Source organism: Streptomyces venezuelae (assembly GCF_008642375.1).
Lineage (GTDB): Bacteria > Actinomycetota > Actinomycetes > Streptomycetales > Streptomycetaceae > Streptomyces > Streptomyces venezuelae_G.
Genome location: NZ_CP029194.1, coordinates 5,824,191 through 5,848,345, shown reverse-complemented (window position 1 = coordinate 5,848,345; position 24,155 = coordinate 5,824,191). Strand labels below are relative to the sequence as shown.

Sequence of the window (24,155 nt, the reverse complement as noted above, 5' to 3'; positions counted from 1 at the left end):
CCCCGTGCCCCGTGCACCACCGGGCGCTCCACCCCTCCCCTTTTCGTTCCCGGGAACGCCCATGTCGTCGCGGCCTCGCGGCTCGGGGGCCCTCGTCGCCCTCGTCGCTCTCTTCACCGCCGGATACCTCGCCCCGTACCTGCTGCCGACCGTCGTCGGCCGCCTCGCCTCGGGTCTCGGCATCGGCCCCTCCCAGGCGGGCCTGGTCGGCTCCGTCCTGCTGCTCGGCTCCTCCACCGCCGGATTCGCGCTCGCCGCGCGCGGGGAGCGGATCGGCCCCCGCACGGCGGCCCGCGCGGGTCTTCTCGCCATGGCGATCGGGTACGGCTCCGCCGCCGCGACCCACGCCGTACCGCTGGTGGTCGCGGGCGCGGTCCTCGGCGGCCTCGGCTCGGGCACGGCCACGGCGGTCGCGGCGGCCGGGATCGCCGGACAGCGCGACCCGCACCGGGCCTCGTCGCTGGGCCTGCTCACGGTCTCGGCGACCGCGGGCGCCCTCTACCTCACGCTGCCGCACCTGAGCGCGGGGCACGCTCCCCCGCTGCTCGCCATCGCCTGCGCGGCGGCCCTGGTGTGGCCGCTGACGGGCCGGCTGCCGGGCGCCGCGCGCGCGGTACGGGAGGCCGCGACGGCCGCAGGCCCGCTGCCCTACCGCCGGGCCGGGGCCGTGCTCGCCGGGGGCATCCTGTGCTGGTCCCTCGCGCAGAACGCGCTCTGGGGCGTGAGCGGCCGGATCGGGCTCACCCAGGCCGGCCTCTCCGAGGTCACCGTCGGCGCGGTCTTCGCGGCGGCGCTCGGCGCCGGGCTCGCCGGGGTCACGGCGGCGGGCGCGCTCGGCTCGCGCCTCGGCCGGGCGGTGCCGATCGGCGCGGGCACCGCCGTCATCGCGGGCTGCGTGCTGCTGAGCTCGGCCGCCGGGAGCCTGGCCTCCTTCGCGACCGGCGAGATCCTGTGGAACGCCGTCTACCCGGTCGTCCTCTCGTACCTCCTGGGCCTGGCCGCCTCCCTCGACCCGCGCGGCCGCTGGGCCGTCCTGGTCGGCTCGGCGTCCTCCCTGGGCGTGGCCTGCGGTCCGGTCGTCGGCAGCGTGCTCTCGGAGAGCGCCGGGTACACGGGCATGGGCGTGGTCCTCTGCGCCCTGCTCCTCCTCGTCGCGGTCCCCATGACGGCGGTGGCCCGCCACGCCTCCGGCCGCCCTCTCGTGCCGGGCTCCGTCCGGCGCCGCGGCGGCGCCCCGGCCGCCGTCCTCGCGGGCACCGCCTCGGCGTCCTCCGCGCTCGTCCCGCAGATGGGCGCCCCGGAACAGCCCGTGACCGAGTTCCCCGTCCGCCCGGCCCGTCTCCGCGCGGCGAGATCGGCCTTCCGCCTGGCCCGTCCGTCGGACCGCGGGTAGCGACGATTCCGCCCCTGCCACCTGCGGCGTTCCTCCCCCGGTGGATCTGCTTGTTGGGTGATACGAGAGTCACCCGACCGCCTTCTTCGTGTGATCCGCTCATACGACAGCCGGACGACGCGGGCGCAGACTCACTGCCACGACCGCTGCCCGGTGCCCCTCCTCCTCCGGAGGGCTGCTCGGCGTGGCCGCCTACAGGCGAACCGTAGAGGGGGGAAACACATGAACGTGCAGGATCAGTACGACGAGATCGGCGAGGCCTTCGAGGGCTTCAAGTCCCTGCCGCTGATGCGTTACGGGGAGGTGCCCAGCTTCCTGGGCATGGTCGGGGACGTGACCGGCAAGTCGGTCCTCGACCTGGCGTGCGGCACCGGTTTCTACAGCAGGGAGTTCAAGCGGCGCGGCGCGACCGACGTCTTCGGCGTCGACATCTCCGTCGAGATGATCGCCGCCGCGCAGGAGATCGACCGGCGTGACCCGCTGGGCGTGGTCTACGAGGTCGGCGACGTGGCCGAGCTGCGGCAGCTCGACCGGCGCTACGACATCGCGCTGGGCGTGCAGTGTCTCAACTACGCCGGGGACATCGCGGAGACGGAGCGGATGTGCGCCGCCATCCACCGGAACCTGGTGCCGGGCGGGGAGTTCTTCCTGCTCGTCCAGACGCCCGACTACCGGTACGACGGTCCGCCCCTGGACAAGTACGGGTTCCGCATCGAGGCGACCGGCGAGGAGATCGAGACGGGCACCCGAGGGCGGCTCACCGCCCTCCTCGACCCGCAGCCGATCACCATCATCACCACGTGTCCACGCCGCGAGGTCTACGAGCGGTCCCTCGAGGCGGCCGGGTTCAGTGCGCTGGAATGGGTCCCGCTGTCGGTGTCCGAGGCCGGCGTCCGCGCGTACGGCGAGGAGTTCTGGGCGGACATGCGCTCCAACCCGCCGCTGGAAATGCTGCGCTGCCGCGCCTGACGCCGCTGCGCCCCTACGCCCCTAGGCCCCGAAGTCGTAGGCCTCGACCTCCGCGAGGTACCGGGCCCTGCGGGGCTCGTCGTCCTCCAGGAAGGAGGCCTCGAAGGAGTTGCGGGCGAGGGCGCGGAGCTGCTCCGGCTCCAGGGCCAGGGCGGCCTCCACCGCGTCGAAGTTGTCGCCCGCGTAGCCGCCGAAGTAGGCCGGGTCGTCGGAGTTCACCGTCACCAGCAGGCCCGCCTCCATCATCGCGCGGAGCGGGTGGTCGGCGAGGGTGCCGATGACGCGGAGCCGGACGTTCGACAGGGGGCAGAGCGTCAGCGGCACCCGCTCGCGGGCCAGCCGGCCGACCAGCTCCGGGTCCTCCATGCAGCGCAGACCGTGGTCGATCCGCTCCACACCGAGGACGTCGAGGGCCTCCCGGACGTACGCCGCGGGGCCCTCCTCGCCGGCGTGGGCGACGCGGCGCAGCCCGAGCCGGGCGGCCTCCTCGTACACCTCGCGGAACTTCGCGGGCGGGTGGCCGACCTCCGCCGAGTCCAGGCCGACGCCGGTGATCCGGTGCAGGTACGGCTTCGCGGCCTCCAGGGTGGCCAGGGCCGACTCGGCGGACTCGTCGCGCAGGAAGCACAGGATGAGCCGGGTCGAGATCCCGTACCGCTCCTCCGACCGGTCGAGGGCGGTCCCGAGGCCGTCGATCACGGTGCCGACCGGGACGCCGCGGGCGGTGTGCGCCTGCGGGTCGAAGAAGATCTCGGCGTGCCGGACGCCCTGGGCCGCGGCCCGCTCCAGATAGGCCTCGGCGAGCTCGGTGAAGTCCTCGGCGGTGCGCAGGACGGCCATCAGGCCGTAGTAGAGGTCCAGGAAGGACTGGAGGTCGCTGAACTCGTACGCCTCGCGCAGCGCGGTGGTGTCCGCGTACGGCAGGGTCACGCCGTTGCGCTCGGCGAGCGCGAAGGCCAGCTCGGGTTCGAGGGTGCCTTCGATGTGGAGGTGGAGCTCGGCCTTGGGGAGGCCCACGGGGAGGTGCATGGGTGGTGCTGCTCTATCTCTTCGGTACGGGGACCCTCATGAGGTCCTGGGCAATACTCAGTTCGCCGTCGAACCCGGCCGCACGCGCCTGCCGCTCGAACTCGGCCGGGTCGCTGTAGCGCTGGGAGAAGTGGGTCAGGACGAGGTGCCGTACGCCCGCGTCCCGCGCGACGGCCGCGGCCTGTCCGGCCGTCAGATGGCCGTGGTCCGTGGCCAGCCGGACGTCCTCGTCGAGGAAGGTCGACTCGATGACGAGCAGGTCGGCGCCCTCGGCGAGCGCGTGCACCCCGTCGCAGAGGCGGGTGTCCATGACGAAGGCGAAGCGCTGCCCGCGCCGCACCTCGCTGACCTCGGCGAGGGAGACGCCGTTCAGGCTGCCCTCCCGCTGGATCCGGCCCACGTCGGGGCCCTTGATGCCGTGCGCGGCGAGCTTCTCGGGCAGGATCCGGCGCCCGTCGGGCTCGGTGACCCGGTAGCCGTACGACTCGACGGGGTGCGAGAGCCTGCGCGCGTCGAGGGTATAGGCCTCGGTGACCGCGAGCGGCCCGTCGGCGGCGACCGGCGACTCGGTCAGCTTCACCGTCTCGCGGTAGGCCGTGGCGTACCGCAGCCGCTCGAAGAAGTGCTGCCCGCTCGCCGGGTAGTGGGCGGTGACCGGGTGCGGCACCTGGTCGAGGTTGATCCGCTGGATCACCCCGGCCAGGCCGAGCGAGTGGTCGCCGTGGAAGTGCGTGACGCAGATCCGGTCGAGGTCGTGCGCGGCGACCCCGGCCCGCAGCATCTGGCGCTGGGTGCCCTCGCCCGGGTCGAAGAGGATGCCCTGGCCGTCCCAGCGCAGCAGGTAGCCGTTGTGGTTGCGGTGCCGGGTCGGGACCTGGCTCGCGGTCCCGAGGACGACCAGTTCGCGTACGGACACGGCTTAGCCGGGAGGCCAGTTGAGGCCGCGGCCGCCCAGCACGTGCGCGTGGGCGTGGAAGACGGTCTGGCCCGCGCCGGCGCCGGTGTTGAAGACGATCCGGAAGCCGTGGCCGTCGACCTTCTCCTGCGCGGCGACCTCTCCGGCCTCACGCAGTATGTCGGCGGCGACGGTCGGCGCGGCGGCGGCCAGGGACGCGGCGTCCGGGTAGTGGAGGCGCGGGATGACCAGGACGTGCGTCGGCGCCTGCGGGTTGATGTCGCGGAAGGCGACGGTCGTCTCGGTCTCGCGCACGATCGTCGCCGGCACCTCCCCTGCCACGATCTTGCAGAACAGGCAGTCGCTCTGCGGCTCTCCGGCCATGGCCCGGGCCTCCTCGCCTCTGTTGTGGATCCGTACGACGGGAATGCTATCGGCCGCGACCGACACGGCCGTGTCCCCCGTCAGTCCTTCGGCGCGCGGCGGTTCAGGGCCGAGCGGCTCACCCAGTACGTGATGATCACACCCCAGAAGAGGGGTGTGCCCAAGCCGCTCACCACCCCCGAGTCGAAGGACCACAGCGCGAGCTCGGCGAGCGAGTAGAGCCCGAGGAGTCCGACGGCCCCGGCCATGAACAGCACGGGCCGGCAGTTGCGCGCCACGAGCAGCAGGGGACGGCGCAGCCGCGGCGGCACCCGGCGGCCCATCCACACCGCCCACCCGGCCCAGGCCCCGACGAGCACGGCCCCGCCGAGCAGGAGCGGGACGGCCGCGTCGGCCCAGCCCGCGCCGACGGGGATCCAGGCGATGGCGACGGCGGAGGCGATGAAGCCGAGGAGGGCCACCCAGCGGGCCCCGGCCGCGGTGTTCCAGGCCATGGCCTCCAGGTTGTAGCGGGCCTTGCGGTCGTCGAGGTCGAGCGCGGCGGAGGCCACGAAGCCCTCGGCGGCCTGCGTCCAGGCCCCGCGCCGGAACCAGCGGCGGCGCAGCCGCAGCAGCGAGAGGTTGTTGTGGGCCTCGCTGCTCTGCGGGTTGAGCCGCAGAGCCGTCTCGTACGCCCGCTGCGCGGTGGCGTGGTCGCCCCGGCGCTGGGCGGTCAGGCCCACCAGGAAGTGCGCCGCGTCCTCCTCGGGGCCGAGGGCGACGGCCGCCCGCGCCGCCTCGTAGGCCTCGACCGCGCGGCCCCGGGAGCGGGCGTGCTCGGCGTGCTCGGCGAGGGCCGTGCCGAGCGCGTAGTGGCTGCCCCAGTACTGCGGGGCGAGCTCGACGGCGCGCCGGCCGCTCGCCTCGGCCTCCGGGAACCGCTTCAGGGCCAGCAGGATCTGGACGCGCATCAGCCAGCCCATGAGCAGCTCGGGCCGGGCGCGCAGCGCCTCCTCCACGGCGGCCAGGGCGGCCGGGGCGTCGCCGGCCCGGTGGTGGCAGCGGGCGAGCAGGACGAGGGCGTCGGCATCCTCCGGATCGGTCGCCAGATGCTGGGCGACGAGCGCCCCGGCCTGCTCGTACCGGCCGGTGTCGTACAGCGCCTCGGCGCGCAGGAGCGCGGTCGGAGTGGTCACAGCTTGCGCTTCCGCTTCAGGTAGGCGAGGAGGTCGTCGTACAGTCCGCCCTCGTTGGCGAACATGGCGACGTTCCGCGCGACGGCGAACCACGGCTCCGTGGACGGCTTGATCTGCTTGGCCGCGCCGAGGAGGTCCTTGGTGGTGATCAGGCGTACGGAGCCGGTGCGGGCGGAGTCGAGGAGCGCGGCCTCGGCGGCGGACTCGCAGAGGTGGGCGAGGTCGGCGCCGGAGAAGTCCTCGGTGACGTTGACGAGCTTGCCGAGGTCGACGGCCTCGATGGGGCGCTCGCGCAGGTGGTAGCGGAGGATCGCCTCCCGGGCGGCGGCGTCGGGCGGCAGCACGAGGAGCGTGCGGTCGAGACGGCCGGGGCGGCGCAGCGCGATGTCCACGTCCCAGGGCACGTTGGTGGCGGCGAGCACGAAGACGCCTTCGTTGCCGGCGCCGCTCGCGATGCCGTCGAGCTCGGTGAGGAGCTGGTTGACGACATTGCGCAGGCCGCTGTGGTGCGTACGGGAACGCTTGGCGCCGAGGGCGTCCAGCTCGTCGAGGAAGACGACGCAGGGGGCCTGGCGGCGGGCCGTCTCGAAGATGTCGTGGATGTTCTTCTCGGAGGCCCCGATCCACATGTCGAGGACGTCGGAGAGCGAGACGGTGAGGAAGTTCGCGCCGAGCTCGCCCGCGACGGCCCGGGCGATGAAGGTCTTGCCGCAGCCGGGCGGCCCGTACAGGAGCAGGCCGCCGCGCAGCGACTTGCCGTACAGCCTGCGCAGTTCGGGATTGCGCATGGGGGCGAGGAAGGCGGCCTCCAGGCGCTCCTTGACCTCCTCCATGCCGCCGACGTCGGCGAGGCGTACGGCACCGGGGGCGTCCACGTCCCAGGCGGCGGCGTCCCCGGCGGCACCCTCGCCGCCCTCGGCCTGCGGATCCTCGAGGAAGCGGGGGCCGACGAGGTCCTGGACCTGCTGCTCGGCGGCGTCCCAGTCGAAGGCGAGGGCGGGGTCGGCCGGGGCGGGGGTCTCGGGCCTTTCGGCCACAGGCTTCTCGGCCACGGGCTTCTCGACCACAGGCTTCTCGGCCACGGGCGGCTGCACCGGCGCGGGGCCCGGCTCCGGCGCCGGAGCCGACACCGGGGGCACGCCCATGGCCCGCATCATCAGCGCGCGGGCGGCCGCGTCCCCGGGCGCGTGCTGGAGGGCGACGGCCGCCTCCGCGACGGCCTCCTCGTTGCGTCCCTCGGAAAGGAGCAGCTCGGCGAAGTGGAGGCGCAGGGGCACGTCACCGGGCGCGGCGGCAACGGCGGTGCGCAGACTGCGGATCAGAGGGGACTCGTCGGCCATGCGGCCACCCTATGAAGGACCCGGGGGCGGCCGTCCACCGGGTTCCGGCAAAAATCGCCGCCCGCCGGCATCACCGTCCGTACACTCCGCCGGATGAGACGGGACGGCGCGGTACGCGAACTGACGGTGGACGGCACGGTGTGGCTCTGGAACGTCCGCCACCGCCACCCCGACTGCCGGACGGTCCTCACCCTGCGCCGCGCGGAGACCCGGCACGCCCAGCTCCGCCTGGTCTTCCGGGACGGCCCGGGCCGCATCGTGGCCGGCTACCCCTTCGGCCTGGGCGACGTGGCCTCGGCCGGCGGCGAGATCCTGAACCTCAACAAGCCGGGCGTCGTACGCCGCTTCCTGGAGGAGGCCGGGACCCGCGGCCTCCTCCCCACGGCCCACGGAGTCCGAGAGGAGGACGCCTGGCCGCTCTACGACACTCTGACGGAGCCGGACGAGGCTGAGGGGTGTCCTGCCGGGGTGTCCCTGCCGGGGGTGTCCCTGCCAGGGGTGTCCCTGCCAGGGGTGTCCCTGCCGGGGGTGTCCCTGCCGGGGGTGTCCTGCCCCTAGCTCCAGCGGCCGGTGCGCGCCAGGACGAGGGCCGTCGCCGCCGTCCCTGCCGTGGAGGTGCGCAGGATGCTTCGGCCCAGCCGGTACGGCTTCGCCCCGGCCGCCTCGAAGGCCGCGAGCTCGTCCGGGGAGACACCGCCCTCGGGGCCGACGACCAGCACGATCGAGCCCTTCGCGGGCAGTTCGGCGGTGGCCAGGGCGTCGCTCCCGTGCTCGCGGTCCTCGTGCAGGACACCGGCGAAGTCGGCGGCGGCGAGGAGGGCGGCGACCTGCTTGGTCGTCATCGGGTCGGCGACCTCGGGGAAGCGGGTGCGGCGCGACTGCTTGCCCGCCTCGCGGGCGGTGGAGCGCCACTTGGCGAGCGCCTTGAGGCCCCGGTCGCCCTTCCACTGGGTGATGCAGCGGGAGGCGGCCCAGGGCACGATCGCGTCGACACCGGTCTCCGTCATGGTCTCGACGGCGAGTTCGCCCCGGTCGCCCTTGGGCAGCGCCTGGACGACGGTGACGTGCGGCTGCTCCTCGGGGTCCTCGTGCACGGTGGAGAGCTCCACCGTCAGCCGGTCCTTGCCCTCCGCGGCGGACACCACGCAGTCGGCCCAGCGGCCCCGGCCGTCGGTCAGCACGACGTCCTCCCCCGGGTTCAGCCGCTTCACGGAGACGGCGTGCCGGCCCTCGGGCCCGTCCAGGACGAAGAGGCGGGTGTCGGGGATCGTGTCGACGACGAAGACGGGTGCGGTCATGAGGCGCTCCTGTGAGCCAGGTCGGAGAGTGCGGTGTCGAGTTCGGCGGCCAGGACCTCGACGAGCTGCCCGGCGGGGAGTTCGCGGGCGAGACGGTGGCCCTGCCCGGCCCACAGGGCCATGCCCTGGGCGTCGCCGGAGGTGGCGGCGGCCTTGCGGAGCGGGGCGGTGAGGTGGTGGACCTCGGGGTAGGCGGCGGGGGCGTACGGCCCGTGTTCGCGCATGAAGCGGTTGACGAGTCCACGCGCCGGACGCCCGGAGAAGGCCCGGGTGAAGGCGGTCCGGGTGAAGAGCGGATCGGTCAGGGCCCGCTTGTGCAGCGGGTGCGCGCCGGACTCCGGGCAGGAGAGGAAGGCGGTGCCGAGCTGGGCGGCGTCGGCCCCGGCGGCGAGGGCGGCGGCGATCTGCGCGCCCCGCATGATCCCGCCGGTGGCGACGATCGGCAGCGCGACGCTCTCGCGGACCTGGGTGACGAGGGCGAGGAGTCCGGTCCCCGGGGTGCCGTCGTCGGCCGGGTCGTCGCGGTACGTGCTCTGGTGGCCGCCGGCCTCGGCGCCCTGGACGCAGACGGCGTCGGCACCGGCCCGCTCGGCGGCGACGGCGTCCTCGGCGGAGGTGACGGTGACGAGCGTGAACGTTCCGGCACGGGCGAAGGCGGCGAGCGTCTCGGGGGCGGGGCAGCCGAAGGTGAAGGAGACGACACGGACCGGGTCCTCCAGGAGGATCGCCAGCTTGGCGTCGTAGCCGTCGTCACGGCCGTCGTCGGCCTCGCCGAGGGAGGTGTCGTACCAGGTCGCCTCGCCCGCGAGCTGGTGCCGGTAGACCTCGACGGCGGCGGGGTCGGCGTGCGGGCCGCCCGGCGGCATGAAGAGGTTGACGCCGAAGGGCCGCGAGGTGAGCCCGCGTACCTGCTTGATCTCCTGGTACAGGCCTCCGGCCGTCTTGTACCCGCCGGCCAGGAACCCGAGCGCACCGGCCTTGCAGACGGCTCCGACGAGCTCGGGACAGGAAGCGCCACCCGCCATGGGGGCCTGCACGATCGGAAACCGAAAGAGATCGTTCAGTGCGGTGGTGGACATACGGGCATCGTTTCATGGCCGTGTCGGCGGGCCGAATCGGTAGGCGGGACAGGGAAAGGGCGGCACCCGTGAACCACGGATACCGCCCTTGTCACCGGCTGGGAGCCGAGCGCCCACCGCCCGTTGAAGGCGTACTTCAGGCGCGGAAACAGCCCTTTGCCGAGCGTCTACCGCCCGTTGAACGCATCCTTCAGACGCGAGAACAAGCCCTGCTGCCCCGGCTGGAACTGCCCGGTGGGGCGCTCCTCGCCGCGGAGCTTGGCCAGCTCGCGCAGGAGCCGCTCCTGCTCCGCGTCGAGCTTGCCCGGGGTCTGCACCTCGACGTGCACGATCAGGTCGCCCCGGCCGTTGCCCCGCAGGTGCGTGATGCCTCGGCCGTGCAGCGGGACCGACTGGCCGGACTGGGTGCCCGGACGGATGTCGATCTCCTCGATGCCGTCGAGGGTCTGCAGCGGCACCTTCGTGCCGAGCGCGCCGGCCGTCATCGGGATGGTCACCGTGCAGTGCAGGTCGTCGCCCCGCCGCTGGAACGTCTCGTGCGGGATCTCGTGGATCTCGACGTACAGGTCGCCGGCGGGGCCGCCGCCGGGGCCGACCTCACCCTCGCCCGCGAGCTGGATCCGGGTGCCGTTGTCGACACCGGCCGGGATCTTGACGGTGAGCGTGCGGCGGGACCGGACCCGGCCGTCGCCCGCGCACTCGGGGCACGGGGTCGGGACGACGGTGCCGAAGCCCTGGCACTGCGGGCAGGGCCGGGAGGTCATGACCTGGCCCAGGAAGGACCGGGTGACCTGGGAGACCTCACCGCGGCCGCGACACATGTCACAGGTCTGCGCGGACGTGCCGGGGGCCGCGCCCTCACCCGAACAGGTGGTGCAGACGACGGCCGTGTCGACCTGGATGTCCTTGGTGGTGCCGAAGGCCGCCTCGTTGAGGTCGATCTCCAGGCGGATCATGGCGTCCTGGCCGCGGCGCGTGCGCGAACGCGGACCGCGCTGCTGGGACGTGCCGAAGAAGGCGTCCATGATGTCGGAGAAGTTGCCGAAGCCACCCGCGCCGAAGCCACCCGCGCCACCGCCGCCGGAGGCCGAGAGCGGGTCGCCGCCGAGGTCGTAGACCTGCTTCTTCTGCGGGTCCGAGAGGACCTCGTAGGCGGCGTTGATCTCCTTGAAGCGTTCCTGCGTCTTCGGATCGGGATTGACGTCCGGGTGCAGCTCGCGCGCGAGCCTCCGGAAGGCCTTCTTGATCTCGTCCTGGGAAGCGTCGCGGCGCACGCCGAGTACGGCGTAGTAGTCCGTGGCCACTTACGACTCCGCCAGGATCTGTCCGACGTAACGTGCCACTGCGCGTACCGCTCCCATCGTTCCGGGGTAGTCCATGCGGGTCGGTCCGACCACGCCGAGTTTGGCGACTGCTTCGCCGCCCGAACCGTAGCCGACCGAGACGACCGAGGTGGAGCTCAGCCCCTCGTGGGCGTTCTCGTGCCCGATGCGTACGGTCATGCCCGATTCCTTGGCCTCGCCGAGCAGCTTGAGGAGCACGACCTGCTCCTCCAAGGCTTCCAGGACTGGCCTGATCATCAGGGGGAAGTCGTGTCCGAAGCGGGTGAGATTGGCGGTGCCGCCGATCATCAGCCGCTCCTCGTGCTCCTCCACGAGCGTCTCGAGGAGGGTCGCGAGCACGGTCGAGACCGTGGCGCGGTCCTCGAGCTCCTCGAAGGACTCGGGGAGGTCCTGCACCAGCTGCGGCACGTCGGCGAACCGGCGGCCGACGACCCGGCTGTTGAGCCGGGCCCGCAGGTCGGCGAGGGAGGTCTCGCCGAAGGGCGCGGGGCAGTCGATGACGCGCTGTTCGACGCGGCCGGTGTCCGTGATGAGCACGAGCATCAGGCGGGCCGGGGCCAGCGCGAGCAGCTCCACGTGCCGGACGGTCGAACGGGTCAGCGAGGGGTACTGGACGACGGCGACCTGACGGGTCAGCTGCGCGAGCAGCCGCACCGTACGGCCGACGACGTCGTCGAGGTCGACCGCGCCGTCGAGGAAGTTGTGGATGGCCCGCCGCTCGGGCGTCGACAGCGGCTTGACGCCGGCCAGCCGGTCGACGAAGAGCCGGTAGCCCTTGTCGGTCGGGATACGGCCGGCGCTGGTGTGGGGCTGGGCGATGTACCCCTCCTCCTCCAGCACCGCCATGTCGTTGCGGACGGTGGCGGGCGAGACGCCGAGCTTGTGGCGCTCGGTGAGCGCCTTCGAGCCGACCGGCTCCTCCGTCCCGACGTAGTCCTGGACGATGGCGCGCAGGACCTCGAGTCTGCGTTCGCTGAGCATTCGTGCGCACCTCCAGCTGTCGTCGTCGTTCCGGTTGCTCCGCTTTTGGCACTCACCCCGCCCGAGTGCCAGCAATCCCCCGGCCAGTGTACGGCGGCGGACAACGCTCCTGGCAAGGAGGCGGGCACGCAGCGGTTAGCGTCGCCCCATGGACATCGATTGGGAAGCGTACGGGTGGGAACGGCTGGCACGCGGAGTCGGCAGGGTCCGACTGCCCGGCTGGGACGCCACGGTGGGCCTGGTCGTGGGGGCGGAGGCGGTACTGCTGTACGACACGGGCTCGTCGCTCGCGGAGGGCGTCGAGCTCCGGGCGAAGATCGCGGCGCTGACGGACGGCCGAAGAGTGACGCACATCGCACTGAGCCACCCTCACTTCGACCATGTCTTCGGGACGGCGGCGTTCGCGGGTGCGGAGGTCTTCGGCGCGGTGGGGTCGGACGACCTCCTGGCCCGGGCGCAGGACCGGGAGGCCCTGCGCTCGGACGCGGTACGGCACGGGCTCGACGCCGCGGCGGCGGCGGAGGCGGTGGACGTGCTGGTGGCCCCGCGGCACGTGGTGTCGGGCGAGTGGACGCTCGACCTGGGCGGCCGGCAGGTGCTCCTGGCGAACATCGGCCCCGGCCACACGGGCCACGACCTGGCGCTCTTCGTCCCCGGAGAGCGGGAGGTCGTCTTCTGCGGGGACCTGGTGGAGGAGTCGGGCGAGCCGCAGGCCGGACCGGACGCGATCCCGTCCCGCTGGCCGGACGCGCTGGACCGGCTGCTGTCGCTCGGCGGCGAGGACGCGGTGTACGTGCCGGGCCACGGGGCAGTGGTGGACGCCACGTTCGTCCGGACACAGCGCGAGGAACTGGCACGCCGCTTCGCCGTGTCATAACGTCGCGCAGATGCGCAGCTACGACCCGGACCTGACCCCTGCCTGGAAGAAGCCGAAGGCCGTTCCGGAGATCCCGGCCGATCCCGACCTCGTCGTGGAGGAGGTCGCCACGGGCTTCTGCGGGGCGGTGATCCGCTGCGAGGCGGGCACGGTGACCCTGGAGGACCGCTTCGGCAAGCACCGGGTCTTCCCGATGGAGCCGCGCGGCTTCCTCCTGGAGGGCAGGGTCGTGACCCTGGTCCGCCCGGCCGCGGCGGCCCCGGTACGCCCCACCCGTACGGCCTCCGGTTCGATCGCCGTCCCGGGCGCGCGGGCGCGCGTGGCGCGGGCGGGCCGGATCTACGTGGAGGGCCGGCACGACGCCGAACTCGTCGAGCGGGTCTGGGGCGACGACCTGCGGATCGAGGGCGTGGTCGTCGAGTACCTGGAGGGCATCGACGACCTGCCGTCGATCGTGGCTGAGTTCGGCCCGGCACCGGACGCCCGACTGGGCGTCCTGGTGGACCACCTGGTCCCCGGCTCGAAGGAGAGCCGGATCGCCGCGCAGGTCACGTCCCCGGACGTCCTGGTGGTCGGCCACCCGTACATCGACGTCTGGGAGGCGGTGAAACCGTCCTCGGTCGGCATCAGGACCTGGCCGACGGTCCCCCGCGGCCAGGACTGGAAGACGGGCGTCTGCCGCGCCCTGGGCTGGCCCTCGGACAACACGGGCGCGGCCTGGCAGCACATCCTGTCGAAGGTCACGTCCTACAAGGACCTGGAGCCGGAGCTCCTGGGCCGAGTGGAGGAACTGATCGACTTCGTGACGGCTCCGTAGCGGGCCCCGCGCGGTGGTCGTCGCTCCCGGGCCTGGACCTCAGTCCACCAGGTCCCGCACCACCGCGTCGGCCAGCAGCCGACCCCGCAGGGTCAGCACCGCGCGCCCGTCCTCGTACGACCCGGGGTCGAGGAGCCCATCCCCAAGCGCCCGCCCGGCGGCCGCAAGCCCTGCGGGCTTCAGCAGATCCAGCGGGCACCCGTCCCGCAGCCGCAGCTCCAGCAGCACCCGCTCCACCCGGCGGTCCTCCTCCGAGAGGAGCTCCCGCCCGGCACCGGGCGACTTCCCGGCCCCCAGCGCCGCCGCGTACGCCCCCGGATGCTTCACGTTCCACCACCGCACCCCGCCCACGTGCGAGTGCGCGCCCGGCCCGGCGCCCCACCAGTCGGCGCCGCGCCAGTACAGCTCGTTGTGGAGGCAGCGCCCGGCCTCGGAGGTGGCCCAGTTGGACACCTCGTACCAGGAGAACCCCGCCTCCTCGAAGGCCGCGTCCGCGATCAGGTACCGGTCGGCGTGCACGTCGTCGTCGGTCATCGGCACCTCGCCGCGCCGGATCCGGCGGGCGAGCTGCGTCCCTTCCTCGACGATCAGGGCGTACGCGCTGACGTGGTCGGGCCCGGCGCCGATGGCCGCGTCGAGGGAAGCACGCCAGTCGTCGTCGGACTCCCCGGGCGTGCCGTAGATCAGGTCGAGGTTGACGTGCTCGAACCCGGCGGCCCGCGCCTCCGCGACGCACGCCTCGGGGCGACCGGGGGTGTGGGTCCGGTCGAGGATCTTCAGGACGTGCTGCTTGGCGCTCTGCATGCCGAAGGAGATCCGGTTGAACCCGCCCTCCCGCAGCTCCGCCAGATACGCGGGGTTCACGGACTCCGGATTCGCCTCCGTCGTCACCTCGGCGTCGTCCGCGAGCCCGAACTCGTCGCGGACGGCCCCCAGCATCCGTACGAGGTCACCGGCGGCGAGCAGCGTGGGCGTGCCGCCGCCGACGAAGACGGTCCGCACCGGCCTGGGGTCGTCGCCGAGGACCTTCCGGGCGAGCCGGATCTCCTCGGCGACCTGCCCGGCGTAGTTGTCCCGGGAGGCGAGCACGCCGCCGGCACCGCGCAGCTCGCTCGCGGTGTACGTGTTGAAGTCGCAGTAGCCGCAGCGCGTCGCGCAGTACGGCACGTGCAGGTAGAACCCGAGGGGCCGCTCCCCCGCCCCTTCCAGGGCGTGCGGGGGCAGCGCCCCGTCGTCGGGGACGTTCTCACCATCGGGCAGTACGGAAGGCATGAGCCCATTGTCCCGTACCGCCCGAGGCGAACCTCCGGCCTGTGGAAAACCGCCGCGACCACGCCCACCGTGCGGCGGCGGCCACTGCGGCTACGCCTCGCGCGAGCCCTCGTACATCGCGTCGATGAGGTGCTGGTACGTGCGCTCCACGACGGGCCGCTTCATCTTCAGCGACGGGGTCAGCTCGCCGTGCTCGACGTCGAGGTCGCGCGGCAGCAGACGGAACTTCTTGATCGTCTGCCAGCGCTGGAGGTTCTCGTTGAGGCGGTCGACGTACCCCTGGACCAGCTTCTCGGTCTCCGGGGCGGCGACGACCTCCGCGTACGTCTTGCCGGTGAGGCCCTGCTCGGCGGCCCAGCCGAGGATGGCGGGCTCGTCGAGGGCGATGAGCGCGGAGCAGTAGTTCCGGTCGGCGCCGAGCACCACGATGTTGGAGACGAACGGGCAGACGGCCTTGAACTGGCCCTCGACCTCGGTCGGGGCGATGTACTTGCCGCCGGAGGTCTTGAACAGGTCCTTCTTGCGGTCGGTGATCCGCAGGTACCCGTCGGCGGACAGCTCGCCGATGTCGCCGGTGTGGAACCAGCCGTCCGGCTCCAGGACCTCGGCCGTCTTCTCCGGCAGGCGGTGGTAGCCCTCCATGATGCCGGGGCCGCGCAGCAGGATCTCGCCGTCGTCGGCGATCCGGACCTCGGTGCCGGGGAGCGGCTTGCCGACGGTACCGGTGCGGTACGCCTCGCCCGGGTTGACGAAGGAGGCGGCGCTGGACTCCGTCAGGCCGTAGCCCTCCAGGATGTGGATGCCGGCGCCGGAGAAGAAGTAGCCGATCTCGGGTGCCAGGGCGACGGAGCCGGAGACGGCGGCGCGCAGGCGTCCGCCGAAGGCCTCGCGGAGCTTCTTGTAGACCAGCGCGTCGGCGACCTTGTGCTTGGCCGTGAGGCCGAAGGGGGCCGAGGCCGTGCCGGTGCGGCGGAAGTTGTCCTGGGTGACCTTGGCGTACTCGCGGGCGACGCCGGCCGACCACTGGAAGATCTTGTACTTCGCGCCGCCGCCCTCGCGGGCCTTGGCGGCGACCCCGTTGTAGACCTTCTCGAAGATGCGCGGGACGGCCGCCATGTAGGTCGGCTGCACGATCGGCAGGTTCACGATGATCTTGTCGATCCGGCCGTCGAGGGCGGTGACGTGTCCGACCTCGATCTGGCCGGAGGTCAGCACCTTGCCGAAGACGTGGGCGAGCGGCAGCCACAGGTACTGGACGTCGTCCTTGGTGACGAGGCCGGTGGCGGCGATGGCCTTGGCCATGTACGACCAGTTGTCGTGCGGGAGGCGGACGCCCTTGGGGCGGCCGGTGGTGCCCGAGGTGTAGATGAGGGTGGCGAGCTGGTCGGCGGTGATCGCGGCGACCCGCTCCTTGACGGCCTCGGCGTTCTTCTCCAGGTACGCCTTGCCGCGCGCTTCCAGGTCGGCGAGCGAGAGGACCCAGTCGTCGGTCTCCACGCCCTCGGGGTCGACGACCACGACGTGGTGGAGGTCGGGCAGCTCGGAGCGGCGCTCGCGCGCCTTGGCCACCTGGACCGCGTCCTCGGCGATCAGAACCTTGGACTCGGAGTCCGCGAGGATGAACGCCGACTCCTCGGCGTTCGTCTGCGGGTAGATGGTGGTCGTCGCGGCGCCCGCGCACATCACACCGAGGTCGGCGAGGACCCACTCCACCCGGGTGGAGGAGGCGAGGGCGACGCGCTCCTCGGGCTGCACGCCGAGGTCGATCAGGCCGGCGGCGATCGCGTAGACCCGCTCGGCGGCCTGCCCCCAACTGAGCGACTTCCAGTCGTCGGGGCCGGTGCCGGACGCGGCGGGGACCGGGTACCGGTAGGCCTCCGCGTCGGGAGTCCGCTCGACGCGCTCAAGGAAGAGGGTCGCCACGGAGGGCGGCCGGTTCTCGATCAGGGTCTGTGTGTCGCTCACGACGTCCTCCGGGCGGCGGCGGTGCCTGCTGGCGGTGCGTAACTACGTAACTAACTGGCGAGTAACCTTCGATTCGGGATCAGAGTAAGGGCCCGAGGACTGGCGCGTAAGAGCTTGCAAGCCCCCGCTTGGTAACGAACGGGTCCACGCGCCGTCGGCACGTGGACCCGTTCGATGCGCAAGGCACCTGCTTCTGACGTTCCCGGCTACTTCTTCTTGGAGGAGGACTCGTCGCTCGACAGGACGGCGATGAAGGCCTCCTGCGGCACCTCCACCGAGCCGACCATCTTCATGCGCTTCTTGCCTTCCTTCTGCTTCTCCAGCAGCTTCCGCTTACGGGAGATGTCACCGCCGTAGCACTTGGCGAGGACGTCCTTCCGGATGGCGCGGATGGTCTCGCGGGCGATGACCCGGGAGCCGATGGCGGCCTGGATCGGCACCTCGAAGGCCTGGCGCGGGATGAGCTCGCGGAGCTTGGCGACGAGCCGCACACCGTAGGCGTACGCGGCGTCCTTGTGGGTGACGGCGGAGAACGCGTCGACCTTGTCGCCGTGCAGCAGGATGTCGACCTTGACCAGGCTGGAGGCCTGCTCGCCCGTGGGCTCGTAGTCGAGGGAGGCGTAACCGCGCGTCTTGGACTTCAGCTGGTCGAAGAAGTCGAAGACGATCTCCGCGAGGGGCAGGGTGTAGCGGATCTCGACCCGGTCCTCGGAGAGGTAGTCCATGCCGATCAGGGTGCCGCGACGGGTCTGGCACAGCTCCATGATCGCGCCGATGAACTCGCTCGGGGCGAGGATCGTCGCCCGCACGACGGGCTCGAACACGTCATTGATCTTGCCCTCGGGGAACTCACTCGGGTTCGTGACCGTGTGCTCGCTGCCGTCCTCCATGACCACGCGGTAGACCACGTTGGGGGCGGTGGCGATGAGGTCGAGCCCGAACTCGCGCTCGAGCCGCTCGCGGATGACGTCGAGGTGGAGAAGACCCAGGAAGCCGACGCGGAAGCCGAAGCCGAGCGCGGCGGAGGTCTCCGGCTCGTAGACGAGCGCGGCGTCGTTGAGCTGCAGCTTGTCGAGAGCCTCGCGGAGGTCCGGGTACTCCGAGCCGTCCAGCGGGTAGAGACCCGAGAACACCATCGGCTTGGGGTCCTTGTAGCCGCCGAGCGCCTCGGTCGCGCCCTTGTTCAGGGAGGTGATCGTGTCACCGACCTTGGACTGGCGGACGTCCTTCACACCGGTGATGAGGTAGCCGACCTCACCGACGCCGAGCCCGTCGGACGCGGTCATCTCGGGGGACGAGACGCCGATCTCCAGCAGCTCGTGGGTGGCCCCGGTCGACATCATCTTGATGCGCTCGCGCTTGTTGAGCTGGCCGTCGACGACACGGACGTACGTCACGACACCGCGGTACGAGTCGTAGACGGAGTCGAAGATCATCGCGCGGGCGGGCGCGTCGGCGACACCGACCGGAGCCGGCACGTCCCGGACGACGCGGTCGAGCAGCGCCTCGACGCCCATGCCGGTCTTGGCGGAGACCTTCAGCACGTCCTCCGGCTGGCAGCCGATGAGGTTGGCCAGCTCCTCGGAGAACTTCTCCGGCTGGGCGGCGGGCAGGTCGATCTTGTTCAGCACGGGAACGATGGTGAGGTCGTTCTCCATGGCCAGGTAGAGGTTGGCCAGCGTCTGCGCCTCGATGCCCTGCGCAGCGTCGACCAGCAGGATCGTGCCCTCACACGCGGCGAGCGACCGGGAGACCTCATAGGTGAAGTCGACGTGCCCGGGGGTGTCGATCATGTTCAGGATGTGGGTCCTGCCCTCACCCTGCCCGTCGGTGGGCGCCCACGGCAGCCGGACCGCCTGGGACTTGATCGTGATGCCGCGCTCCCGCTCGATGTCCATCCGGTCGAGATACTGGGCACGCATCTGCCGCTGGTCGACCACACCGGTGAGCTGGAGCATCCGGTCGGCGAGCGTGGACTTGCCGTGGTCGATGTGCGCGATGATGCAGAAGTTGCGGATCAGAGCCGGGTCGGTACGGCTCGGCTCGGGCACGTTGGTAGGAGTCGCGGGCACGCAGGGTCTCGTCTCGGGGCGATGTCGGATCGATACGTAGGCTCCATGGTCCCATGCCCGCCGCCCTGCGCCCGGTTTGGGCGGCCCCGCGGGTGACTGATACTGTGGACAGCTGTGCCTCGTGTGCCCTCTCAGCTGCGAGTCACACTCCAGAAGGAACATCGAACCTGTAAAGGCTCTTTTCGTGGCGAACATCAAGTCCCAGATCAAGCGGAACAAGACCAACGAGAAGGCGCGCCTGCGCAACAAGGCCGTCAAGTCGTCGCTCAAGACCGCGATCCGCAAGGCCCGTGAGGCTGTCGCCGCCGGCGACTTCGAGAAGGCCACCGTTGCCACTCGTGCCGCCTCGCGTCAGCTCGACAAGGCTGTCTCGAAGGGTGTCATCCACAAGAACGCCGCCGCCAACAAGAAGTCGGCGCTGGCCACCAAGGTTGCCTCCCTCCAGGGCTGAGCTCTGATGTAACCGGTCGTACGGGACCCAGCGGGCCCTCTCTCCCGCTCCCGCCGACCACCAGGACTCGCACGCGGACGCGTTCGCCACGCGGGTGCGAGCCCACCCAGCTGTAACGCCGAAGGCCCCGCCGCCTCCTCCCCCAGGAGCCGCCGGGGCCTTCGCCGCGTCTGGGGACCGGGATGCCCCGATGCGTAGCACCGGACCGGAGAAACCGACGCCGGACGGCACGAGGTCGCGGTTGATCGCGGCTGATCCTGGGGGGAGAGAGCCGACTCCCCGCGACGCAAAACTGCCGCTGGCCCTCCGGGACCGAGAGCGGAGCCCACGGCGCGAAGCTGCCGACGCCCCTCCCCGGGGGCCGGGGCCGACACCCCGCGGCGCGAAGCTGCCGCCGGCTCCTCCGGGTCTCCGGGGGCAGAGCCCCCGGAGAACAACCTCATCCCCCACCAGCCCCCGGCAGGGTTTCGGGAAGGGGCGGGGAAATCGACTCAGGCGCCAGCCACGAACCACCCCGCACCGGCCCACCGCCCCGGCAGGGCAGGGCAGGGCAGGGCAGGGCACGGCACGGCACGGCACGGCACGGCACGGCAACCGGTACTCGCCCCAGCTACCCCCGCCGCATCCTCGCCGCCCGCGCCACCGCGACCACCGCCTTCTCCAGGGCGTACTCGGGATCGTCGCCCCCGCCCTTCACCCCCGCGTCCGCGTCCGCGATCGCACGGAGTGCGAGGGAGACGCCGTCAGGGGTCCAGCCCCGCATCTGCTGCCGCACGCGGTCGATCTTCCAGGGCGGCATGCCCAGCTCACGCGCCAGATCCGCCGGCCGCCCACCCCTCGCCGACGAGAGCTTGCCGATCGCCCGTACGCCCTGCGCCAACGCGCTGGTGATGAGGACCGGCGCCACCCCGGTCGAGAGCGACCACCGCAGCGCCTCCAGGGCCTCCGCGGCGCGTCCCTCCACGGCCCGGTCGGCCACGTTGAAGGACGAGGCCTCGGCACGGCCGGTGTAGTAGCGCCCGACGACCGCCTCGTCGATCGTGCCGTCGACGTCCGCCGTCAGCTGCGCGCACGCGGACGCCAGCTCCCGCAGGTCGCTGCCGATCGAGTCCACCAGCGCCTGGCACGCCTCCGGCGTCGCCGCGCGGCCGAGCGCCCGGAACTCCTGCCGTACGAACGTCAGCCGCTCCGCCGGCTTCGTCGTCTTCGGGCAGGCCACCTCCCGCGCGCCCGCCTTCCGCGCCGCGTCGAGCAGGCCCTTGCCCTTCGCGCCGCCGGCGTGGAGCAGGACGAGCGAGATGTCCTCGACCGGGTCGTCGAGGTAGGCCTTGACGTCCTTGATCGTGTCGGCGGAGAGGTCCTGCGCGTTCCGCACGATCAGGACCTTGCGCTCGGCGAAGAGCGAGGGGCTGGTCAGCTCCGCCAGCGACCCGGGCTGGAGCTGGTCGGAGGTGAGGTCCCGCACGTCCGTGTCGGCGTCGGCGGCCCTGGCGGCCGCCACCACCTCCTGGACGACGCGGTCGAGGAGCAGGTCCTCCTGCCCCACGGCGAGCGTCACGGGGCCGAGGAGGTCGTCGGGGGAAGTCTTTCTGGTGGCCATCGCGATCCAGCATCCCACGGGCCACTGACAGCCATGCCCGAGAGCCGTACGGCCATGCCCGAGAATGACCGGGTGAGCGAACGACGACACGTACTGGTACTCCCCGACCGCGACGCCGCCGAGGAGGTCGCCGAGGAACTCCCCGACCGCTTCGGCGTGGCCGAGACACCGCAACTCGTCCGGGACGCCCTGGCGGGCGAGGACGACGCCGAGGACGCCCAGTGGCTGGTGGTCGTCGAGGACCCGGACGGAAAGCTCGACGCGGCGGCGCTCGACGAGCTCGCCGCCGAGCACGAGGGCTGGCTGGAGGCCCCGTAAGGCCTCCTCCAGCCCGCTCGCGACGCCCGGGTCTATCGGGTGTCGGGCGTCACCGTGCGGCTGACCCCGTGGAGGGTGAGCGCGCGGGTGACGGCCCGGCGGCGCCCCCTCAGGGATTCGGTGTGCCGCCCCCGACGACCGGCAGCTCGTCGAACTCGATCCCGAACAGCTCCCGGTACGCGCCCCGCACCTCCTCGTCCCCGTCGAGCACCCGCTCGACGCGTTCCCCGTGGGCGCGGGTGATCAGCTTCCGGCCGCTGAGGGTGATCCGCCCCTCCTCCGTGAGCAGGGAGCAGATGAGGGAGCGCGGAAAGTGCGAGTCGGGCGAGGTCCGGTGGTACCACGCGCCGGCCGTGAAATCCGCGAGCTCACGGGGCCGCGCCTCCAGCCGGTACTGCGGCTTCCCGTCCCGCAGCACCTCCAGGTCGCCGTCGGCGGCCTCCTGGACACGGAACCGGCCGCCCGGGTCCTCCTGGTCCCCACGCTCGTCGAAGGCCAGCGGGTAGTGGCTGTGGTCGCCGAAACCGACGTCGGCCAGCCACCGCTCCCCGTCGGCCGTCACCACGAGCAGCGCCATGTGGTCGTACGGGATCCCGAGCCTCCCCTCCGGGTCGACGACGCGCGCCTGGAGCAGCGACACCCGGTAGCCGAACTCCCGCAGCAGTACCGCGAACGCGGTGTTGAGCTCGTAGCAGAAGCCGCCCCTGCGGGCGCCGACCACCTTGTCGACCAGTGCCTTCTCGTCCAGGAGGATGTCCTCGCCGAGATGGATCGAGAGGTTCTCGAAGGGCACGCTCAGCAGGTGCCGTACATGGAGTTCGCGCAAGGCGGCCGCGTCCGCGCGCACGGGCCGCTGCGCGCCGATCCGTGCCAGGTAGGCACTCGCGTCCGGAAGGGCGGGCGCCGCGGGGGCGGGAGCCGTCTGGTCAGGTACGTCCGTCACATCGTCACTCATGTGGCCAGTCTCCCTCTTCCCGGTCGGTCACGAGGCCCCGACGGGGGTCGACTCCTCTTCCCTCGTGGGCAGTTCACGCATGCGCGGAAGCGGCGAGGGCAGCAGCCACAGCACGGCGAGGACGGCTCCGCCGGTGGCGATCCACAGAGTCGGGCGCAGCCCGATCGCGGTGCCGAGCAGACCTCCGGCGAGCGCGCCGACAGGACGGAAACCGTGGTTGAGCGTGCGGAAGGCCCCCATGACCCGGGCCCGTACGGCGTCGGGGATCGCCGCCATCTGGAACGATCCCGCCGCGATGTCCACGATCATCACGCCGACGCAGGAGAGGAACTCGGCCACGAACATCACGGCCACCACCAGCGGAAGCGGCCCGCCGGCCAGGGGTATCAGGAGCAGGGGCAGCGTGAACCCGAGGAAGCCGACGACGAGCGAGGCGCCGACGCCGATCCGCCGGACGACGGCTCCGCTGACCGCGGCCCCGATGAGACCGCCCACCGCTCCGGCTCCGAGGATCAGGCCGAGCAGCCCCGCGCTGATGCCGAGTTCGGAGGTCGCGTAGAGCACGAAGAGGGTGTGGAACATGTAGTTGAACAGCTGGATCGTGCCGGAGGCGGCGAACAGTGCGCGCATGGACGTGTCACGGAGCACCCAGCGCATGCCTTCGGTGAAGTGCCCCTTGACCACGGGGGCCGGCGGAGGTTCGACCGCGCGGATCCGGGCCAGGAATCCGGCCGACGCCACATAGGTGAGGGCGTCGGCGACCAGGGCGAAGGGCGCGGTGAGGACCTGCACGAGGACGCCTCCGATCCCGGGGCCCGCGAGCCAGGACATCGAACGGCTGCCGTTGACCAGGGCGTTCGCCTGTATGTACCGGTCGGTGGGGACGAGCGCGACGAGGAGCGTGGTGTTGCAGGCCTCGAAGAGGACGGTGAGCGCGCCGATCCCGAAGGCCACCGTGTACAGCTGCGTGAGCGTCAGCGCGTCGAGAGCGTAGGCCACGGGGAGGGTCAGGATGAGCGCGGCTCGCCCGAGGTCCGCCGCGATCATGGCGCGTCTGCGGCGGGCCTGCCGGTCGGCCCAGGCGCCGAGCGGCAGGTTGAGCAGGAGGGCGGGGAGGAGTTCGGCCGTCTTGAGCCAGCCCATCTCGGCGGCGTCCGCGCCGAGGATCAGGACGGCGGCGAGCGGGATGGCGATGAGCGAGATCTGGTCCCCGGCGAGCGAGATGGTCTGCCCGGTCCAGTAGCGGCGGAAGGTCCGCTCGCGCAGCAGCTCCGGTATGCGGTCCACGAGGGCCATGCCGTTCACTCCGCTTCTCGGTGGTGGGGGACGTCCTGTTCCAGGTGGGCGATCCGCAGGATGCTGACGGCCCGGGCGCCCTCGGGCATGAGGGACGGGTCGGACTCGCGCCCCTCGAAGGGGCGGAGCAGCGCCTCGATCCGCTCGCCGAGGCCGGTCAGTTCCTCGGGGGTGAGGAAGAGCAGGGAGTCGCTGAACTGCTCGGCCTCCCGCCACTCCCTCGGCAGCGTGTGCCGGCGCTCGATGGCCCGGGTGACCCGCTCGAAGTAGCGCTCGGTGACAGCGGCCGTCAGGGCGCCCGCGGCCTCCGCGACCGTGGCGTCCTCGCTGTACTCCGGCCACTCCGTGTACCGGGCGGTGGCCCGCCAGGGCTTCTCCCGCCCCTTGCCGCCCGGCGCCTCCTCCACGAGGCCGTACTTGGCGAGTATCCGCAGGTGGTAGGAGCAGCTGGCCACGGACTCGCCGGTCAGCTCGGCGGCCTTGGTCGCGGTGAAGGGGCCGCTGCTGCGCAGCAGTCCCACCAGGGTCATCCGCAGGGGGTGGGCGTAGGCCCGCAGGGCACGCGGGTCGGTGAGGCGGATACTGCGGGGCTGCTCGCCCTCGGGTCGCGGTTCGCTGATCTCCGGCATGATGAAAAGCTATCCTT

23 protein-coding genes are annotated in these 24,155 nt (G+C 72.2%); 7 read left to right on the top strand and 16 right to left on the bottom strand.

The window, feature by feature from the left end; genetic code table 11:
- Nucleotides 1-61 precede the first annotated feature (61 nt).
- Together DEJ46_RS26795 and DEJ46_RS26790 are read left to right on the top strand one after the other, a co-directional pair.
- Nucleotides 62-1,393: an MFS transporter gene (locus tag DEJ46_RS26795; RefSeq protein WP_150270358.1), complete on the top strand. Its 1,332-nt coding sequence runs from the start codon at nucleotides 62-64 to the stop codon at nucleotides 1,391-1,393.
- Nucleotides 1,394-1,615: 222 nt separating this feature from the next.
- Nucleotides 1,616-2,362 (top strand): class I SAM-dependent methyltransferase, encoded by a 747-nt coding sequence (locus DEJ46_RS26790; protein WP_150270356.1) that lies wholly within the window; start codon nucleotides 1,616-1,618, stop codon nucleotides 2,360-2,362.
- A 21-nt stretch (nucleotides 2,363-2,383) separates the two neighbouring features.
- On the opposite strand, the gene DEJ46_RS26785 is transcribed toward DEJ46_RS26790, so the two are convergent.
- From DEJ46_RS26785 to DEJ46_RS26765, 5 genes are all read right to left on the bottom strand, one after another.
- Nucleotides 2,384-3,379: an adenosine deaminase gene (locus tag DEJ46_RS26785; protein WP_150274791.1), complete on the bottom strand. Its 996-nt coding sequence runs from the start codon at nucleotides 3,377-3,379 to the stop codon at nucleotides 2,384-2,386.
- Between the two features lie 25 nt (nucleotides 3,380-3,404).
- Entirely contained in the window at nucleotides 3,405-4,307 is a 903-nt protein-coding gene (locus tag DEJ46_RS26780; protein ID WP_150270354.1) for a ribonuclease Z, read from the bottom strand.
- A 3-nt stretch (nucleotides 4,308-4,310) separates the two neighbouring features.
- Nucleotides 4,311-4,670 (bottom strand): histidine triad nucleotide-binding protein, encoded by a 360-nt coding sequence (locus DEJ46_RS26775; RefSeq protein WP_150270352.1) that lies wholly within the window; start codon nucleotides 4,668-4,670, stop codon nucleotides 4,311-4,313.
- An 80-nt stretch (nucleotides 4,671-4,750) separates the two neighbouring features.
- Nucleotides 4,751-5,845, bottom strand: a complete 1,095-nt coding sequence (locus DEJ46_RS26770; protein ID WP_150270350.1) for a tetratricopeptide repeat protein — start codon at nucleotides 5,843-5,845, stop codon at nucleotides 4,751-4,753.
- Nucleotides 5,842-7,185 carry an ATP-binding protein gene (locus DEJ46_RS26765; protein ID WP_150270348.1) on the bottom strand — a complete coding sequence of 448 codons (1,344 nt, stop codon included), beginning with the start codon at nucleotides 7,183-7,185 and terminating at the stop codon, nucleotides 5,842-5,844. Before DEJ46_RS26765 ends, DEJ46_RS26770 begins: the two co-directional genes overlap by 4 nt.
- 93 nt (nucleotides 7,186-7,278) lie before the next feature.
- Between DEJ46_RS26765 and DEJ46_RS26760 the strand changes: the two genes are divergently transcribed.
- Nucleotides 7,279-7,743: a hypothetical protein gene (locus DEJ46_RS26760; RefSeq protein WP_223835102.1), complete on the top strand. Its 465-nt coding sequence runs from the start codon at nucleotides 7,279-7,281 to the stop codon at nucleotides 7,741-7,743.
- Here DEJ46_RS26760 and DEJ46_RS26750 read toward each other — a convergent pair.
- The 4 genes from DEJ46_RS26750 to hrcA all read right to left on the bottom strand — a co-directional run bounded on the left by DEJ46_RS26750 (nucleotide 7,740) and on the right by hrcA (nucleotide 11,886).
- A complete protein-coding gene (locus DEJ46_RS26750) occupies nucleotides 7,740-8,483 on the bottom strand; it encodes a 16S rRNA (uracil(1498)-N(3))-methyltransferase (protein WP_150270346.1) in 744 nt (247 codons plus the stop codon). The genes DEJ46_RS26760 and DEJ46_RS26750 overlap by 4 nt on opposite strands.
- Complete coding sequence (locus DEJ46_RS26745) at nucleotides 8,480-9,562, bottom strand: nitronate monooxygenase (RefSeq protein WP_150270344.1); 1,083 nt, start codon at nucleotides 9,560-9,562, stop codon at nucleotides 8,480-8,482. Before DEJ46_RS26745 ends, DEJ46_RS26750 begins: the two co-directional genes overlap by 4 nt.
- Nucleotides 9,563-9,729: 167 nt before the next feature.
- Entirely contained in the window at nucleotides 9,730-10,866 is a 1,137-nt protein-coding gene (gene dnaJ / locus DEJ46_RS26740; protein WP_150270342.1) for a molecular chaperone DnaJ, read from the bottom strand.
- Nucleotides 10,867-11,886, bottom strand: a complete 1,020-nt coding sequence (gene hrcA, locus DEJ46_RS26735; RefSeq protein ID WP_024759069.1) for a heat-inducible transcriptional repressor HrcA — start codon at nucleotides 11,884-11,886, stop codon at nucleotides 10,867-10,869.
- Nucleotides 11,887-12,034: 148 nt separating this feature from the next.
- On the opposite strand from hrcA, the gene DEJ46_RS26730 reads away from it, so the two are divergent.
- Both DEJ46_RS26730 and DEJ46_RS26725 read left to right on the top strand, forming a co-directional pair.
- Nucleotides 12,035-12,763: an MBL fold metallo-hydrolase gene (locus DEJ46_RS26730; protein ID WP_150270340.1), complete on the top strand. Its 729-nt coding sequence runs from the start codon at nucleotides 12,035-12,037 to the stop codon at nucleotides 12,761-12,763.
- A 10-nt stretch (nucleotides 12,764-12,773) separates the two neighbouring features.
- Complete coding sequence (locus DEJ46_RS26725) at nucleotides 12,774-13,580, top strand: DUF3097 domain-containing protein (protein WP_150270338.1); 807 nt, start codon at nucleotides 12,774-12,776, stop codon at nucleotides 13,578-13,580.
- A 39-nt stretch (nucleotides 13,581-13,619) separates the two neighbouring features.
- On the opposite strand, the gene hemW is transcribed toward DEJ46_RS26725, so the two are convergent.
- The 3 genes from hemW to lepA all read right to left on the bottom strand — a co-directional run bounded on the left by hemW (nucleotide 13,620) and on the right by lepA (nucleotide 18,889).
- A complete protein-coding gene (gene hemW, locus DEJ46_RS26720; protein WP_150270336.1) occupies nucleotides 13,620-14,852 on the bottom strand; it encodes a radical SAM family heme chaperone HemW in 1,233 nt (410 codons plus the stop codon).
- Between the two features lie 90 nt (nucleotides 14,853-14,942).
- Complete coding sequence (locus tag DEJ46_RS26715; protein WP_150270334.1) at nucleotides 14,943-16,817, bottom strand: AMP-dependent synthetase/ligase; 1,875 nt, start codon at nucleotides 16,815-16,817, stop codon at nucleotides 14,943-14,945.
- 206 nt (nucleotides 16,818-17,023) lie between these two features.
- A complete protein-coding gene (gene lepA, locus DEJ46_RS26710) occupies nucleotides 17,024-18,889 on the bottom strand; it encodes a translation elongation factor 4 (RefSeq protein ID WP_150270332.1) in 1,866 nt (621 codons plus the stop codon).
- 184 nt (nucleotides 18,890-19,073) lie between these two features.
- On the opposite strand from lepA, the gene rpsT reads away from it, so the two are divergent.
- Nucleotides 19,074-19,340, top strand: coding sequence for a 30S ribosomal protein S20 (gene rpsT, locus DEJ46_RS26705; RefSeq protein ID WP_150270330.1), 267 nt, complete (start codon nucleotides 19,074-19,076; stop codon nucleotides 19,338-19,340).
- A gap of 610 nt (nucleotides 19,341-19,950) precedes the next feature.
- Here rpsT and holA read toward each other — a convergent pair.
- Nucleotides 19,951-20,940 carry a DNA polymerase III subunit delta gene (gene holA / locus DEJ46_RS26700; RefSeq protein ID WP_150270328.1) on the bottom strand — a complete coding sequence of 330 codons (990 nt, stop codon included), beginning with the start codon at nucleotides 20,938-20,940 and terminating at the stop codon, nucleotides 19,951-19,953.
- 54 nt (nucleotides 20,941-20,994) lie between these two features.
- On the opposite strand from holA, the gene DEJ46_RS26695 reads away from it, so the two are divergent.
- Nucleotides 20,995-21,258 (top strand): hypothetical protein, encoded by a 264-nt coding sequence (locus DEJ46_RS26695; protein WP_150270326.1) that lies wholly within the window; start codon nucleotides 20,995-20,997, stop codon nucleotides 21,256-21,258.
- 109 nt (nucleotides 21,259-21,367) lie between these two features.
- On the opposite strand, the gene DEJ46_RS26690 is transcribed toward DEJ46_RS26695, so the two are convergent.
- The 3 genes from DEJ46_RS26690 to DEJ46_RS26680 are packed head-to-tail and all read right to left on the bottom strand — an operon-like array spanning nucleotide 21,368 to nucleotide 24,138.
- The gene (locus DEJ46_RS26690) at nucleotides 21,368-22,213 is read right to left on the bottom strand and encodes an arylamine N-acetyltransferase family protein (RefSeq protein WP_150270325.1); all 846 of its coding nucleotides are present in this window, start codon (nucleotides 22,211-22,213) and stop codon (nucleotides 21,368-21,370) included.
- Between the two features lie 27 nt (nucleotides 22,214-22,240).
- The gene (locus DEJ46_RS26685; RefSeq protein ID WP_150270324.1) at nucleotides 22,241-23,509 is read right to left on the bottom strand and encodes an MFS transporter; all 1,269 of its coding nucleotides are present in this window, start codon (nucleotides 23,507-23,509) and stop codon (nucleotides 22,241-22,243) included.
- A 5-nt stretch (nucleotides 23,510-23,514) separates the two neighbouring features.
- Nucleotides 23,515-24,138, bottom strand: a complete 624-nt coding sequence (locus DEJ46_RS26680) for a winged helix-turn-helix domain-containing protein (protein ID WP_150270322.1) — start codon at nucleotides 24,136-24,138, stop codon at nucleotides 23,515-23,517.
- Between the last annotated feature and the right edge of the window lie 17 nt (nucleotides 24,139-24,155).